We start from the raw sequence: 16,216 nt of genomic DNA on the forward strand, positions 1-16,216 counted from the left end.
CTTCAACCGGCATTTGCATAGGTAATAGCGCACAATATTCGTATAATTATTCACCGAATCACACAAATGAAGTACACAGAAGCAGTTTCATGACAGTAAAAGCCCGAAATCGTCTACTAGCACTGCTCTGGCTCTGCCTCGCCGGAACAGCTGGCACAGCCATGGTTTTCGCCAGCATTTACCTCTATTTGAAACCCGGGCTGCCCTCAGTCGAAAGCCTGCGCGACATCCGCCTGCAGACCCCATTACGGGTCTACTCACAGGACATGAAACTGATTGGCGAATTTGGGGAGAAGCGCCGCAACCCCATCACCATAGAGCAAACGCCGGAACCTTTTATCAAGGCTATCCTGGCGGCTGAGGATGCGAGTTTCTACACCCACAGTGGGGTATCTATTAGGGGCCTGATGCGTGCGGCATCGCAACTGGTGCAGACTGGCACCATTCAGTCCGGCGGCAGCACATTGACGATGCAGGTGGCGCGCAACTTTTTCCTGAGTCGCGAACAGCGCTTTATCCGCAAATTCAACGAGATCCTTTTATCGCTGCAGATTGAGCGCGAACTCAGCAAAGATGAGATTCTGGAACTCTATATCAACAAAATTTTCCTAGGCAACCGCGCCTATGGCTTCCAGGCAGCTGCACATGTTTACTACGGTCGGGATATCAAAGACCTGAGTATGGCGCAATGGGCGATGATGGCGGGGTTACCCAAGGCCCCCTCCACTTTCAACCCCATCGCCAACCCTTCCCGAGCCCTGGTACGCCGCAACTGGATCTTGAAGCGCATGCTAGATCTGGGATATATCGACCAGGATGAGTACAAGCATTCCATTACCGCCCCAGTAACTGCCAGCTACCACAGTCGTGATTTGGATCTGGATGCTCCCTATATCGCCGAGATGGCGCGTAAGGAGGCTGTGGATCTATTTGGTGACAGTGCCTATACCGATGGCTACCAGGTCATCACCACGATCAACAGCCGCCTTCAGGACCAGGCCCGCAAGGCACTGCAACATGGTCTTGAGACCTACGATGCACGCCACGGATATCGTGGCCCTGAGCAGCGTTTACCACCAGAACTATTGCACGATAGCGACCAATTAATAGATCTGCTCAATGAAATTCCTGTGCTCGGTGGACTCGAGCCGGGGGTGGTTACTGCAGTGGAACCCAAGCTTTTACAAGTGCAGCTTCGCGACCGCCGTGTTGTAGAGGTCCCTTGGGAGAATGGACTGGATTCTATTCGCCCCTATGTCACAGAGAGCTCTCGGGGGCCACGCTTGCAATCCGCAGAGAAGATGTTTGCGCCCGGCGATGTGGTGCGCCTGCGCCGAATAGAAGTAAAACATACAGAGGTTATCGGCAACCAGGATGAAGCTACCGATACAGGTGACTCCACGCAACTTGTTAGCACATTTGAGGACAGCCCCCAAACCGACCCATTTGCCGAATCCGAGGAAAGCAATTCCAACCCCCAGGAAACGCAAATTACAGAGGAATGGGAGCTAACCCAGGTGCCCTCAGCCCAGGGCGCCCTGGTCTCTATCGATCCCCAGGACGGGGCTATACGGGCCTTGGTGGGAGGGTACGATTTCCGTCAGAGCCATTTCAACCGGGTCACCCAAGCGGCGCGGCAGCCAGGTTCCAGCTTCAAGCCGTTTATCTATGCCTCGGCTATCGAACGAGGCTATACAGCCGCCAGTGTAATTAACGATGCGCCAATCATTTTCGAGGAAACCAACTTGCAAGATGTGTGGCGTCCCGAGAACGATGGCGGTACCTTCCTAGGCCCGACTCGCTTACGTATGGCTTTGTATAAGTCGCGTAACATGGTATCTATTCGCCTGCTGCAAGCACTGGGGCTCGACTACACCCTCGGTTTTGTCGAGGGCTTTGGCTTTGACCGCAGCAAGTTGGCACGCAACCTAACCATAGCCCTAGGCAGTTCCGCTCTAACCCCACTGGAAATGGTGCGAGGTTACGCCGCCTTCGCCAATGGCGGCTATCGCGTGGAGCCCTACCTGGTAGACCGGGTTCTGGACGTAAACGGGGAAACCCTATACCAGGCCCTGCCCCTCACGGTATGCAATGACTGCCCTGAGCCAGGCAACAAACCACGTGATTTCCACAAAGAGGAGCCTCTGGACCTTACGGCAATACAGGCGGGTGAGGAGGGGCCAGACCAAGGTAAAGAGCCTCCCGAGCTGAAAGTTCTCCCTGTGGGCCCACTGGATTCATCCGAGCCCCAGGCACGCCCCCTGGCACCGCGCGCCATGACTCCTGAAACTGCATACATCATGGATTCCATTCTCAAGGACGTGATTAAAAAAGGTACCGGGCGCCGTGCTCTCGTTATGAAACGCGGCGATATCGCCGGCAAAACGGGTACTACCAACGGCCCACGGGACGCCTGGTTCTCGGGTTACAGCCCCTACCTAGCCACCAGTGCCTGGGTGGGTTTCGACTCCTATGGCGAGCTGGGCAAGAATGAATACGGCGGCTCTGCGGCGCTGCCTATCTGGATAGATTTTATGAGCGCTGCCCTGGAGGGATTACCAGAACGCCATTTGCCCCAACCTGATGGCATTGTGACCGTGCGTATCAACCCCAAGAACGGTCTGCGCACCTCCTATGGCGGCATGTTTGAGATATTCCGTGCCAATAGGGTGCCTGGCCGGGAAGCCTACAACCCCTACCGCTCCCGATACACCGATGAGGATATGGATATGCCCGGCCGTGATCAGCCGAGCGAACCCCCACCGGAAGAGTTGTTCTAAAACATAAATGTCAGCCGCAAAGCCCATTCAATGAGTGGGTTGGCCGATAAAAGTAAAGGGGCCTATGGCCCCTTTACTTTTATCGTTCTTTTTCTAATTGCTTGTCCTACAGAGGCATGCCCACTACATGTTATTCTGCCATTAATCCGACTCTCGGTATCTGATACAAGCCCGCTCCAACCCCTGCAAATCGGGAATAACTGCCTCTTCACCAGAAAGCGCCACATGCATCAACTCCCCAGGGTTCAAGGTATGTTCGCGTAGTGCCAGTTCATCAGGCTTCACGCGAACAAGGCGCGGTGTGCCCTGTAGTACCAGGGCGAAATAAGGTAGATCCCCATTGGGATTACCGCTATTGAGCACCGCGATACGGGCGCTCTCTGAAGAACCACCGAGCGCTTCTCCGCGCATCACATCAAAAGACAGCAACGGCAGCCGTTGCTCACGCCAGACCAGATCCCCGAGGTACCACTCGGGCACATCGTAGACTGCCATTGGTACCTGCATGGCGATCACCTCGGATAGACTCTCTACAGGCACCAACATCTGTCTCCGCTGTAAGGGCAACAGCAAGCTGCTCACCTCCTGAGGAACATCTAGTGGCAGCGCTTCAACTTCACTCATTGCCTACCTCTTGCATATAGCCTTTCATTTCTTAGCCGCTCAGCTGCCAACGGCCGAAGTGCCGGTATATTCGCGAATTGCCTCGAGCAATACATCCTCCTGGTAAGGTTTACCGAGGTAATGATTGACGCCAAGGGACATAGCGTGATCGCGGTGCTTACTGCCAGTACGGGAGGTGATCATCACGATAGGAATATCACGCAGACGGCTGCTAGAGCGGATATGGCGCGCCACTTCAAAGCCGTCCATACGCGGCATCTCAATATCCAGCAGAATTAGATCCGGAACTTTATCCTGCAACTGAATCACCGCATCCTGACCATCTTTGGCTGTACTTACCAGATAACCCTCGCGTTCCAGGAAGCGTGTGGTCACCTTGCGTACGGTAACGGAATCGTCCACCACCATAACGGTCTGCTGGCGTTCTTCCCGCTCAGGCTGTTGTTCTGTTTGTAATTGCAGCTGCGGCATATCCGGGCGTGCCAACTCGGTTACCTGGCGACGCAAGAGGGCGTGGGCATCGAGAATCACCACCACACTGCCATCACCAGTTACGGTGGCTCCGGAGACCCCCTGTACTCCGGCAAACTGCGGGCCAAGGCCTTTCACTACAATCTCGCGGCTACCGCGGATAGCATCCACCTGCAGGGCCATGGCGTGGCCTTCGGAGCGCACCAGCAATACCGGTAACTGCATGTCATCGACACTGAGCTTCGGCTGGGCACCAGACTTTAACAGGGTGCCGAAGTAGTTCACCTCATACAGTTCGCCGGCATACTCAAAGCGAGCATCGCTAGAGCGGTAATAGTGCTCCAACTCAAAGGGGCTGAGCCTCACAATACCCTCAATGGTATTGAGTGGCAGAGCGAATAGATCCTCGCCAATCTTCACCATTAGCGCGCGGTTAACCGATACCGTGAACGGCAGACGTACGACAAATTCCGTGCCGGCACCCGCCTCGGAATTGATATGCACACTGCCGCCGATCTGCTTGAGCTCGGCGGAAACCACATCCATACCCACACCGCGGCCGGAAATTTGGGTTACTTTTTCCGCGGTGGTGAAACCCGCCTGTAGGATGAACTGCAATATTTCGCTATTGGAAAGCTCCGCATCCGCGCGCATCAGGCCGTTTTCTACCGCCTTTTCCCTCACACGGATCAGGTTTACCCCGGCTCCGTCGTCGCGGATAGTCAGTACCACTTCACTGCCCTCACGGGTCAGGACCACATCAATGCGCCCGCGCTCGGCCTTGCCCGCCGCGCGACGTATATCAGGCATTTCAATGCCGTGGTCTACCGCATTGCGCAGCATATGCTCCAGGGGCGCCACCATGCGTTCCAGCATGGATCTGTCCAGTTCCCCCTCCACGTTGGAGAACACCAGCTCCACTTGCTTACCGAGCTCAGCACTCACCTGGCGTACAATACGGCGCAGCCTGGGCACCAGACGCGAGAAGGGCACCATGCGGCTACGCATCAACCCCTCTTGCAGCTCAGTGTTTACACGAGACTGTTGCAACAACAGCGTCTCTGTATCGCGGGCCTTGTTATCCAGGGTGGAGCGCAGCTCCATCAAGTCGGAGGTGGATTCCAGCAGAGAGCGGGACAGCTGCTGGATAGATGAGTAACGGTCCATCTCCAGCGGATCAAAATCACCATCCTGTTCGGCCAGCTGCTCCTGGCGGAACAGGATTTGCGCCTCAGTCTCCCGATCCAGACGGCGCAGCTGCTCGTTAAGGCGCAACAGGGTTGAGTCCATCTCATCGAGGGCCAGGCCAAACTCACTCATCTGCTCTTCGAGACGGCCTCGGGAAATAGCGGTCTCACCGGCCAGGTTTACCAGCTCTTCCAGTAGCTCCGCTGCAACCCGCACCATTTCCTGAGGTTGGTTCCTGGTGGGCGCGGACACTTCATTTTGCCCCCCTCCAGGCTTGCGGATAAATGGCAGAACATTGCCGGCATCCGCTGTTTGCACAGGCTCTGGCAGTAATTCGGTGGGCCCTGGCCTCAACTCAGAGGCTAGGCTCTCACCACCAATAGCAGGCAATAGTTCCCGATCGTCAACTTCTCCATGGGATTCATCAGAGAAAACTTCCAATCCAACCTCAGTGTTGGGGAAATCCTCTCCTGCTATTTCTTGACCGACAGTTTCAAACGCATTGTTTATCGACGCCCCGCTATCCGCCCAGTCTGTGCTGATGAGCTGGACAAATGCCTCCAGCTGCTCGCCCACCATCCAGGCGCGCACCGTTTCCACGCCATCGGCAATTCGGTCATGGGTAAAATGTGCGTCACTAAAGAATTGTGCCGAGGGCTTAACAATACCGCGCATGCCCTCAATCGCGGTTTCAAAGCGGTGCGCTACTTCGCCAAGCCCCATTAAGCCGGCCATACGAGCGCCACCCTTGAAGGTATGCAACACTCGTTTGAGCGCCTCAGCATGCTCGATGCTATGTGGGGTATCTTCCCAAGCCTGGATCAACTCCTCCAACTCATCGGTGAGATCGCCAGCCTCTTCCATAAACACATCGACCACATCGGGATCGATTTCCGCCAGCAGACGCTGCTGCTCTACAGGGTTCACTTGCGATGCAGGCACATTGTCAGCATCGGGTATGCTAAGAGAAGAATCCCAACCTTCCTGTCTCGGCTCTGGCGCACTCTGAGCAGGTGCACCAGCCTCATCATCATAGGCCGCACTGGATTCAGTCAGCTCAAACAGTGCCTCATACAAATCTTCCAGGGCCGGCTCGGACGAAACTTCCTCGGGTTCCTCAGCACTTTCTACCGTCACCTCTGCCACTGGGGCATCAACGTTTTCGAGCTCAATTGAATGTGCGGACTCCAGTTCGACATCCAACAGAGTTTCAGAAACCACCTCAGAAGCAGATTCCAATTCCAGTGCGGGAGCTTGCACCTCCTCGGCGGAATCCCCTTGCTCCTCCACTACAGTGTCTATATCGACCAAGTCGAAGGGTTGGGCCTCAATACCCAGTTCGCTCAGGTCGTAGTCTTCCTCGTGAGTTTCTTCGCTCGGCTCGCCTTCTGCCAGATAGCGCAATGCCTCCTCAACCGCCTCGCTGACCTCGGGCAAGTCCTGGGCGGCGGCGACCGCATCGACAAGGTCCAGTAGCTCATTGTGGCCCTGCTCAAGGGAAGCCCACAGGGCGGGCTCTTCCTCTAACTGACCATCCAAAACTTTGTGATAAACCTCCAGCAGTAGCTGTGCCAGCTCTGCCAGGGTTGGTAACTGAGCGCGACTGGCTGCCTCCTGCAGAACATGGAGTTCTTCGGCTACTTCACTTACCTGGGATTGATCGGTGGGATTTGCACGCCATTGATTGAGCATCTGGTCTGCATCCAGCAGGACACGCATACCGTCAGCCATCAATACTTCAAGAAGTTGTGGATCTACGGCTCTCGGCTCATTGGCTTCGCGCTCGCGGATCAGATGACCCACAGAGCGTTCCTGCAACTCAGCGACGCGAGCGAGGAATTGCTCGGCTCTCTCGACCACGAGGGGCTCTTCAGCGCGGATCTGAGCCAAAACCTGACGCACGTAACTAGCACCATCACCGATCAGATCGAAGATATCCGCATCGATAGGCACCTGGTAAATACGCAACTCTTTGGCGAAGCGCTCCAAAGGCGCCATCATCTCGGCGACCACCTTGACCTCCGCCATATGTGCGGAGCCCTTCAGTGTGTGCAGGGCACGGTGCAGGGGATCGCTGGGCACGCCGTAAACCGGGGCTGCTGCACGCATATCCGCGAGGTAGTCATCGACAACGCTTAGGTGAGTTTCTGCCTCTTGGGCAAAAATTTCCCACAACTGCGCCCGCTCATCGTTGCACTCCTCTTCATCAGCAGTTGCCAGGGGTACTGTATTTGCATCCTCAGCCAGTAGCTCTGAAGGGATATGCCCCTGGCTGAGCTGCTCCGCCCAAGCCTGCAACTGCAGGGTAAGGGACTTATCCGGGTCACCCTCACGGAGGCGGAATGCCTCGACCATCGATGGCAACTTCTGGTATACCCGTTCAATCAACAACACATGAGCCCGCTCAGGCTTGATGCTGTCATCGATTACCCGATTGAGCATATTCTCCACTGCCCAGGCCAACTCGCCGATATCCAGTGCCTCGACCATGCGGCCGGAACCCTTCAGGGTGTGGAAGCCGCGGCGGAACTCCACCAAGGCATCTGTGTTGGCAAAATTGGCCGCCCATTCCGGGAAATAGTTGCCGATATGGGCGAGTACTTCGTTGGCCTCTTCGAGGAATATTTCGATGATCTCATCATCGATTAAACTCTCACTGTCCTCGACAAGCTGCTGTGGCTCGCTCTCAACCGTTTCTGCAGTCGGGTCAGTCTCCTCAAGCAGCTCAGTCTCGGCTGGCAACAGCGTATCTTCACTCTCAACCGCCGGTACTACCGAAACATAGTCCTCAGTCGCTATTGCCGGGGCCTCGGAGATCAACTCAGGTTCAAGAGGCTCTTCAGCCGGTGTGAACCAAGCATCTTCATTGCTGCGATTTTCTTCAGTAACGGAAACTTCTGAAACAGAAGTTTCCCCTAACTCAAACCCATGAGTTTCCGCCGGCGAATCAACGATTGGAGCTGTCGCGATCTCCGTCTCAATTTGCCCGGAGATTACGGTGGAGGATCGCTCTAACGCTTTATTTTCGTCACTCTCGTCAGAGTCCGCAGTATCGAAAATTTCCGGTGTCAATAACTCCAGGACATCACTGCCCTCTTCGTTCGCCATATTTGCGCGAGCGGACTCTGTCTCTTCTATTGGATCATCAGTTTCTTCAACGACAAAGGGGATACCGAGGTTAGCAATACTGTCTTCGGCCAGAGCCAGCAGCATTTCGGTATCATCCAAGCCCTCGACACGGCGCTCCAAATAGTATTCAACACTGGTAATCGCATCGGCCAGGGTATCGAGCATACGCCACTCAGGCTGCTCTGCCCGGTCGATCAGTGCGTCGCTGATATAGCTGTTGCAAGCGGCAATAATTTTGCTCGCACGCTGGTAGCCCACCATTTCCAGTCCGCCGCAGACTTCTTGCAGGCGCTGGGGCACGCGGCTCAAATAGCTGATGTCCCAATGGCTGGCCACATACTCCATGACCGCCTCTTTTACCGCCTCCAAGCCCAGGCGCGCTTCGCGCAACACCGAGTCTGTAGCATCCCCCATTATCGGCTGGTCATCGTCACAGCGCTTATTGCGATCGACAGTAGCCGCCAGGGCCGAATCAAGTTGTACTAGCTCGCCGGCGGCGCGCATCAGGTACTCCTCGACATCGGTACCGCGCGAGGCATCGCGCAGACATTCATAGATGCCACGGGCACGGCCCCGTGGCGCCTCGAGACCCAGTACACCGAGAGTATCCGCAATCCGCTTGGCTATGGTTGCAGTCTCACTGAGTGGAGGCAATTCGGAGGCAGCACCGCTGGGTTCCAGGGCCTCGCGCACCAGTTGCAATTCTTCTCGCAGCGCGGTTATAGCAGTGCCCAGTGCATCTGGCCCCATCGCCAGGACATCTTCGGTATCCGGCCTGGGAGTGCCCGGCACGGCCTTATCCAGGGCGAAGCGTTGGTAAAGGCCCTGACAACGAGTGCCATTTGGGCCGGCCAAATAAACATAGAACAACAGGTTGCACAGGAAATCGGCGTCCAGCTCGGCATCCAGTACCCTGGCACCACGACCCTGCAACAAGCGGAATTCAACATCGATACGGCGCAACAAATGACGCAGTGCAGGTTGCACAGTGATGCGGTGATCGGCCAGAGCTTCCAGGATACCCAGCAGGACTTCCCATAGGGATTGGCGACGGCTGCCGCTGTAGAGAAGCTGCAGTTTTTCGACAATCTTCACCAGGTAGGAGAGGCTCTCACCACTGTTCACATCGCGGATTAAACCCGCCGCGGCTACGTGGTACATCTTGCGCAGCTTGCCTACCAGTTCCTGCAGGCGTGCATTGTCCGCGGTCAAAGGCTGGCGCTTGCCGGCAATACGGCTCAAAGAGGAAAGGTCTGGAGAGAAGAGCGCGCCTTCGGTAATTAGGCGCTCGCGGCGCACCGCACGCAAGTCGTTGAGAAGTGGCAGCAACAATACCGCGTTATCCCTGCGCTGAAATGACACCTTCTCCAAATAGAGAGGCAACTCCAACAGGGCGCGCATCATAAACTCGCGCGTTTCATCGGTATTTTCAACAGTGCCGCCGGCCAGTGACTGAAGCAAATGTTCCATCTCTTCAGCCAGCATCGCCGCACCATCGAGCTGCGCCATATGCAGGCTGCCGTGTACCTGGTGCACCAGGGACAAACTGTTCTGCAGCAGGGTCTCGCCGGCTTGCGGATCCGAGGCAAAAGTCTCGAGAAATTGACGCGCTTGCGCCAGGGTCTCGTTAATTTCACCTATCAGCCAGTCCAGGGCCATGAAGTTCGGATTGTCGTGACTCACGCCAAGTCCCCAATAATTCTTTCTCTGATGCAGGCGCTCTACCCGGCGCGAGCCAGGGTTCGCGGTCTTGCGGAAGTGTTCCGTGCGCCCTCTCCACCCGGCAGCCAGCAAGGGCGCCGGGCTTTATTTTGTGGGTTAGGCCAGAGCCCGGTCTTCACGGGACTCCAAGGAATTGCTTTCCTCACTGTCGAGCGTGAAAGTGTCCGTATCCATCTCCGGCAACTCCACGTCGTACATTTCACTATTGGTATCCACACCCTCCTCCTGCGGCAGCTTGAAGCCGGCAACGGATTCGCGCAGCGCGCTGGCGGTTTGAGCCAGGTTACCAATGGACTGGGCAGTAGCCTGTGTACCGGCAGAGGTCTGCGAAGTAATTTCCTGAATCACGTTCATGGTGTTGGAAATATGACCGGCAGAAGAGGCCTGCTGGCGGGCCGCGTTGGAGATGTTTTGAATCAACGAGGCCAGGTTGCTGGATACGTTCTCAATCTCCTCCAGAGCAACACCGGCGTCCTGTGCCAAACGGGCACCGCGCACCACCTCGGTGGTGGTCTGCTCCATAGAAATTACCGCTTCATTGGTGTCAGACTGAATCGCTTTCACCAGGCCTTCAATCTGCTTGGTCGCAGCGGCTGAGCGTTCCGCCAGTCGCTGTACCTCGTCCGCAACCACGGCGAAGCCTCGGCCGGCATCACCAGCCATGCTCGCCTGAATAGCGGCGTTCAATGCGAGGATGTTGGTCTGGTCGGCAATGTCGTTAATCAAGCTCACGATATCGCCAATCTCCTGGGAGGATTCACCCAGACGCTTGATTCGCTTGGAGGTGTCCTGAATCTGCTCGCGGATATTGTCCATGCCCTTGATGGTGTTTTGCACCACCTTGGAACCATTGCTGGCAATCTGTACCGAGCGTTCGGCAACCTGCGCGGACTCGGAGGCGTTGGCAGATACCTGGTCAATGGTGACCGCCATCTCGTTCACCGCGGCGGAGGCCCCGGCAATCTCCTGGGCCTGATGTTCGGAGGCCTCGGCCAGATGCAGGGCTGTCTGCTGAGTTTCCTGAGACAGGCCGGATACTTCCTGTGCTGCACCGTTGATTCGAGATACCAGCACACGTAGCTGGTCGATGGTGAAGTTGATAGAGTCCGCAATCGCACCGGTAAAGGCTTCGGTTACCGTTGCCGAGGTAGTCAGGTCACCGTCGGCGAGGTCGGCCAGCTCATCCAGCAGCTGCATAATCGCCTGCTGGTTGCGCTCGTTGGTATCGGCTTCCTCCATCAGGCTGCGGCGGGTACCGGAGAAAGCCATTCCCATCATGGCAAAAATCAACAGCACAAACCCTGCGGCCAAAATAGAAATGGTCATATTGTTGGGCTGGCGCTCATCGGCCAGGTTCACAATTCTGTCGTTCAGGGTGCTCAGAGCTTCAAGCAGTTGCGGTGAGGAAGCAATAATACCGTTGGTGGCCTGACGCGAAGCAAACAGTGCGGGAGTCGCTTCGAAGATGTCTCTTACAGAAGTGCTTACGAACCCAAACAATTCAGTAATTTCATCGAGTGAGCGACGCGCCTCCTCATCGGTAATGCGGGAAATCCCCATCACCACATCGCCGCTCTTCATGCCATCTACCACTTTACCGAAGAGGCTGGCATCAGTATTAAACTGATCTGCTGCAGCTTCGGCATCGTCACCACCCTGCAGCATCTTGTCGATGTTTCGGCCGATTCGCTCTGCCCGCCAAACTTGTAGCTGAGCCTGCTCTACCTGATTGGCCGGTGCGTTATTGGCCAGCAGTATTTCCACGATGTTATTGTGCTCGGCCTGCAGTTCCGGCAGCGAGTCACTCAGGGTGGAAGCAATATCGTTAAGGAATACGATAGTTTCCTTGTTGCTGATAATGGTATCGACCTGCTCGCGCAGCTTGCGCCAAACAGTACCGTAAGTGGCGAGTTCGGCATCTAGTGCCTTGCGACTGCCCTTATCCATCCCCTGCAACTGATTCCAGGCGTTAGCCATCTGCTCGGAAACTTTTTCCAGCTCGGCAAACGCTTCATCATCACCAGAAGTCGCCGCCGGTGCATAGGAAACCAGCTGGTAAGAAAGTGCGCGCAGTTCAGCTACCTGCTGCAGGTACTCTTTATCGCGATCGCTGCGGGTCTGCACCAAATAGATACTGACAATCAGCCCCGCCAGTACGGCGAGTACCAGCAGACCCAAACCCAGCGCGGCAGGGTTACTGCGGAACGCGGAAAAGGAACTCTGGGAGCCTGTTTTCATAGTTTACTCCTAGCGGGCCCAAGCAAGAGGCCAGTTTAATACCACTTAATATTTAACGCTTTAATGACAATGGCCCTCAGCCAGTGCGAACATCCCTGCACCACTTGTGGGTCCCCCCAGCATCTCAAAAAATGTGAGATGTCGAAAAATCCAATCAGACTTCAGCGAGCAGCGGCGTCCATAAAATGAGGGTCTTTGAGCAGAGCCCGCATGTCGAACACCAACCACCGTTCCTTTTGTAAAATAAACTGGCCATGCACCATGGGCGCAAATGGCTCAAGCAAATCTGTCGGCGCTTCATGGGCATATTCAAATGCCAAATGCTGCATTCCATGCAACCTGTCGACAATCAACCCCACGTAGATTTTTTCCCGCTCTAACACCAAGACCCTACGCTGTTGGCGTGGGCCTGTGAGATGACCGCCATAAAAGGCTGCGAGATCAATCAGGGGTAACAGGCGGCCGCGCACATTGGAAACGCCTTTTACCCAGGGCTGTACTCCAGGGATAAAGGTGTGCTGCGGCAATTCGAGCAACTCCACAACATCATCCATCGAAGCGACAAAATTGTGGTCGAGTAGAGAAAAACCGATTCCGGTCCAGTAGGGTTTGATTTCTCGGCGGCCGGGCAGGCCTGCAGCCTGCGCTTTGGCTCGCCGAGCGATATCAACAAGTGCTAGATAGGGTGTTTGTGACTGCACGTTGAGCAGCTGGCCGTCAGGCCAACACCTCCTCGATAGCACTCAACAATTTGCCCTCATCGACGGGCTTGGTGAGATAAGCTTTTGCACCCTGGCGCATGCCCCACACCCGGTCGGTATCCTGATCTTTGGTGGTCACCATAATAATCGGTATCCCCGCTGTGCTGCCATCCTTGCTCAGCTGGCGAGTAGCCTGAAAACCATTCAGGCCGGGCATCACAATATCCATCAAAATCAGGTCTGGGCGCTGAGTACGCGCAACATTCACCCCGTTTTCACCGTTAGGCGCGGTGATTACGACATGGCCATTTTTTTCGAGTATTGTGGTCAGCTTGTGTGTTTCGGTAGGAGAGTCATCTACTATTAGTACTCTTGCCATCATGTCCCCCATGACTTCTTCTAATTGGCAACTGCGCTATAAATGACAGTGCTTGGCGATTTTTTGTATTTATCTTTTATGGCATATGCCAAGTCTGCACTTACTGCCAATGCACTGCCAGACTACAGAACCTCCCTTACCAGGCAGAAGGAATGAGAGGTGTGTCTGTTAAATCATCTTCCCCGCCAAAAAGCGAAGATAGTGGTTCTAAATAAAAACCTTACTTTTTGTTAGTGATCACTTAGGCTGCGTGGTGCGGTTTTGCATGGGCGGAAATTGCACCCAGCAATTCGCTTTTACTAAACGGCTTTGTCAGATATTGATCACAGCCAACAACACGGCCTTTTGCCTTATCGAACAAACCATCCTTGCTCGACAACATAACTACCGGAGTGGAGCGGAATTCGCTGTTGTTCTTAATCAGTGCACAGGTCTGATAGCCATCCAGGCGCGGCATCATGATATCGACAAAAATGACATCGGGACGGGAGTCCGCGATTTTCGCCAGCGCATCAAAACCATCTGTCGCGGTGACGACTGTGCAACCCGCTTTTTGCAGCAGAGTCTCGGCGGTGCGGCGAATTGTCTTACTGTCGTCAATCACCATTACAGTTAGACTTTCCCAGTTAAGCTCCATAGTCTTTTTTGAATCCCCTGTTTACTTATTTTCGGGCACGCGAAAATTTATTATCTGCACCCTTTTTTGAGCCGCTTGCGGGGCCTGGGTGTCTCACTTTGCCAAGATCGCACACTGGGTGGAACTTTTATCACAGAACCCCAGGTGAATCTAGCCGCGCGGAAGCACCGCCGACTTTGTGGTTCAAATAATCACCACTTTTCGCCCAAACCCAGCCGACAGAACTAATAAAGTTGCACCTCGGCGAAGCTGCTCTTACCTTATCAGCCCAACAAGTTGGCAGTGGCAATTATTCAACCAGCCACAACCACCGCGGCGTGGGATTAAATATCCCTTCAACTACGGAAGCTCAGATGAATTATTCCCTCGGTGTGGTGATGGACCCCATCGCCCAGATCAATTTTAAGAAAGATACGACACTAGCACTGTTACAGGCCGCACAAGACAGCGGTTTCCAGCTGTTTTATTTTGAGCAAAGCGACTTGTATTTGGATAATGGCCGCGCCATAGGCAGGGGCAGACCTCTTAAGGTTTTTGACGATGCCGAGCGCTGGTTCAGCCTCGAGGAAGCCAGAGAGATGCCCCTGGGTGAACTCGATACGATTTTGATGCGTGTCGACCCACCTTTCGACAATGAGTACATTTATTCCACTTACATCCTTGAGGCCGCCGAGCGCGAAGGTGCCTTGGTGGTTAACAAACCGCAGTCCCTGCGCGACTGCAATGAGAAAATTTTCGCGACCACTTTTCCGCAGTGCTGCCCGCCTGTTTTGGTGAGCAAGGATATGCAGCGCCTGCGTGAATTTCACAAAACCCACCACGATGTCATTTTCAAACCTTTGGACGGCATGGGTGGAGCTGGTATTTTCCACTGCAAACCCGACGGCGCCAATTTAGGGGCCATTCTGGAGATGCTCACTCAACACGGTCGCCAACAAATCATGGCGCAGCGTTACATTCCCGAAATCAAAGATGGTGACAAGCGCATTTTGGTAGTCGATGGTGTAGCGGTGCCCTACTGCCTGGCCAGAATTCCCGAGGCGGGCGAAACACGTGGCAACTTAGCCGCTGGTGGTCGCGGTGAGGCGCGGCCACTGACGGATCGTGATCGATGGATCGTAGAGCAGGTCGCCCCCACCTTAAAAGAAAAAGGGCTACTTTTTGTTGGCCTAGATGTCATCGGTGATTACCTAACGGAAATCAATGTCACCAGCCCAACTTGCGTACGCGAGATTGATGCAGCCTACGACACTTATATCGGTGCGCGACTAATGAGCGCCATCACACACCGCTTGGCACAAAAGCGTTAGACTTCGCCTTTAACTCGAACGACTCCCAGGGCTGTTTGTCAGTGAACGGACCGGGTGGGAAGCCGAGCGTAACGCTCGGCGATAAAAAAGCAGTAACCGATAACAGACAATGAATTCCACCGCCAATACGACGCCAAGTAATGCGGAACAGCGTGAGCGTTTTGCGTTCTCTCTGTTTCTCGCTGGCGCCATTCACGCACTTCTGATTTTTGGCGTGGCCATTGCTACGCCAGAAGGACGACAGGCAGCACCAACTTTGGAAGTCACCCTATCCCAATATAATTCCCCACAAGCACCGGAGGATGCCGACTACCTGGCCCAACACAACCAACAGGCCAGCGGCACGGCGGATACTCCAAAGGAGTTATCCAGCAACCGCCACGCCGAATTTGCCGATACGCAAATTCACGATGTCAATCCGCTGCCACAACAACAGGCTGCGCGACCCGCTGACCAACGCCGTCAGTTGATCACAACCATCGGCGACAGTCCTTTGCAGGCTCCAGAACTGCCCGCCGAAGAAAAGCTTTCCGATGAGAAACGCGGCGATGCGCCCAATGACTTGGCCAAGACCAATCCTAAAATTGCCAGTCTTCAGGCACGCCTGGACAAGATCCGCCAGACTATCGCCCAGCGTCCGCGGGTGCGCAGGCTTACCTCTGTCGCAACCAAGGCCTCAGCGGATGCCGCCTATCTACATGAATGGCGCCAAAAAGTTGAGGCCGTGGGCAGTGACAACTTTCCCGAGGAGGCCCTGCAACAGAAAATCACCGGCAGCCTGCGTATGATGGTGCGTCTACTGCCCACAGGCGCCGTGGAGGAAGTAATCATCCTGGATTCTTCTGGTGAGCGTATCCTCGACGATGCCGCCCAACAGATTGTGCGCCTGGCGGCTCCCTTTGCACCTTTCCCCGCGGAAATTCGCAAAGAGGCCGACCGTCTCGAAATCATTCGTACCTGGCGTTTCGAAATGACCGGGTTCTCCACTACCGCAGGTGAGCTGCCCGAGCGCGGCTAAACTTGCTTTGCACGCAAGC

At 55.0% G+C, this 16,216-nt stretch carries 9 protein-coding genes; 3 read left to right on the forward strand and 6 right to left on the reverse strand.

Going from position 1 to position 16,216, the window contains the following annotated elements; translation table 11 throughout:
• Positions 1-89 precede the first annotated feature (89 nt).
• Complete coding sequence (locus LC073_RS03300; protein ID WP_226643465.1) at positions 90-2,780, forward strand: penicillin-binding protein 1A; 2,691 nt, start codon at positions 90-92, stop codon at positions 2,778-2,780.
• A gap of 141 nt (positions 2,781-2,921) precedes the next feature.
• Here LC073_RS03300 and LC073_RS03305 read toward each other — a convergent pair whose 3' ends face one another.
• From LC073_RS03305 to pilG, 6 genes are all read right to left on the reverse strand, one after another.
• Positions 2,922-3,404, reverse strand: a complete 483-nt coding sequence (locus LC073_RS03305) for a chemotaxis protein CheW (protein WP_226643467.1) — start codon at positions 3,402-3,404, stop codon at positions 2,922-2,924.
• Positions 3,405-3,443: 39 nt separating this feature from the next.
• Complete coding sequence (locus tag LC073_RS03310; protein ID WP_264190368.1) at positions 3,444-9,851, reverse strand: Hpt domain-containing protein; 6,408 nt, start codon at positions 9,849-9,851, stop codon at positions 3,444-3,446.
• Positions 9,852-10,010: 159 nt separating this feature from the next.
• Entirely contained in the window at positions 10,011-12,152 is a 2,142-nt protein-coding gene (locus LC073_RS03315; protein ID WP_226643471.1) for a methyl-accepting chemotaxis protein, read from the reverse strand.
• 161 nt (positions 12,153-12,313) lie between these two features.
• Positions 12,314-12,853: a chemotaxis protein CheW gene (locus LC073_RS03320; protein ID WP_226643478.1), complete on the reverse strand. Its 540-nt coding sequence runs from the start codon at positions 12,851-12,853 to the stop codon at positions 12,314-12,316.
• Between the two features lie 16 nt (positions 12,854-12,869).
• A complete protein-coding gene (gene pilH, locus LC073_RS03325) occupies positions 12,870-13,232 on the reverse strand; it encodes a twitching motility response regulator PilH (RefSeq protein WP_226643480.1) in 363 nt (120 codons plus the stop codon).
• Positions 13,233-13,473: 241 nt separating this feature from the next.
• Positions 13,474-13,869 (reverse strand): twitching motility response regulator PilG, encoded by a 396-nt coding sequence (pilG, locus tag LC073_RS03330; protein ID WP_020413651.1) that lies wholly within the window; start codon positions 13,867-13,869, stop codon positions 13,474-13,476.
• 353 nt (positions 13,870-14,222) lie between these two features.
• Here pilG and gshB point away from each other — a divergent pair, with 353 nt between their 5' ends.
• The gene (gene gshB, locus LC073_RS03335; protein WP_226643482.1) at positions 14,223-15,179 is read left to right on the forward strand and encodes a glutathione synthase; all 957 of its coding nucleotides are present in this window, start codon (positions 14,223-14,225) and stop codon (positions 15,177-15,179) included.
• Positions 15,180-15,288: 109 nt separating this feature from the next.
• The gene (locus LC073_RS03340) at positions 15,289-16,197 is read left to right on the forward strand and encodes an energy transducer TonB (protein WP_226643484.1); all 909 of its coding nucleotides are present in this window, start codon (positions 15,289-15,291) and stop codon (positions 16,195-16,197) included.
• The last annotated feature ends 19 nt before the right edge of the window (positions 16,198-16,216 follow it).

The sequence above is a fragment of the Microbulbifer variabilis genome (assembly GCF_020524905.1).
Lineage (GTDB): Bacteria > Pseudomonadota > Gammaproteobacteria > Pseudomonadales > Cellvibrionaceae > Microbulbifer > Microbulbifer variabilis_A.

Coding starts and splice junctions, on each gene's coding strand:
- LC073_RS03300 (WP_226643465.1), top strand. CDS start 90: ATGACAGTAAAAGCCCGAAATCGTCTACTAGCACTGCTCTGGCTCTGC.
- LC073_RS03305 (WP_226643467.1), bottom strand. CDS start 3,404: ATGAGTGAAGTTGAAGCGCTGCCACTAGATGTTCCTCAGGAGGTGAGC.
- LC073_RS03310 (WP_264190368.1), bottom strand. CDS start 9,851: ATGGCCCTGGACTGGCTGATAGGTGAAATTAACGAGACCCTGGCGCAA.
- LC073_RS03315 (WP_226643471.1), bottom strand. CDS start 12,152: ATGAAAACAGGCTCCCAGAGTTCCTTTTCCGCGTTCCGCAGTAACCCT.
- pilH (WP_226643480.1), bottom strand. CDS start 13,232: ATGGCAAGAGTACTAATAGTAGATGACTCTCCTACCGAAACACACAAG.
- pilG (WP_020413651.1), bottom strand. CDS start 13,869: ATGGAGCTTAACTGGGAAAGTCTAACTGTAATGGTGATTGACGACAGT.
- gshB (WP_226643482.1), top strand. CDS start 14,223: ATGAATTATTCCCTCGGTGTGGTGATGGACCCCATCGCCCAGATCAAT.
- LC073_RS03340 (WP_226643484.1), top strand. CDS start 15,289: ATGAATTCCACCGCCAATACGACGCCAAGTAATGCGGAACAGCGTGAG.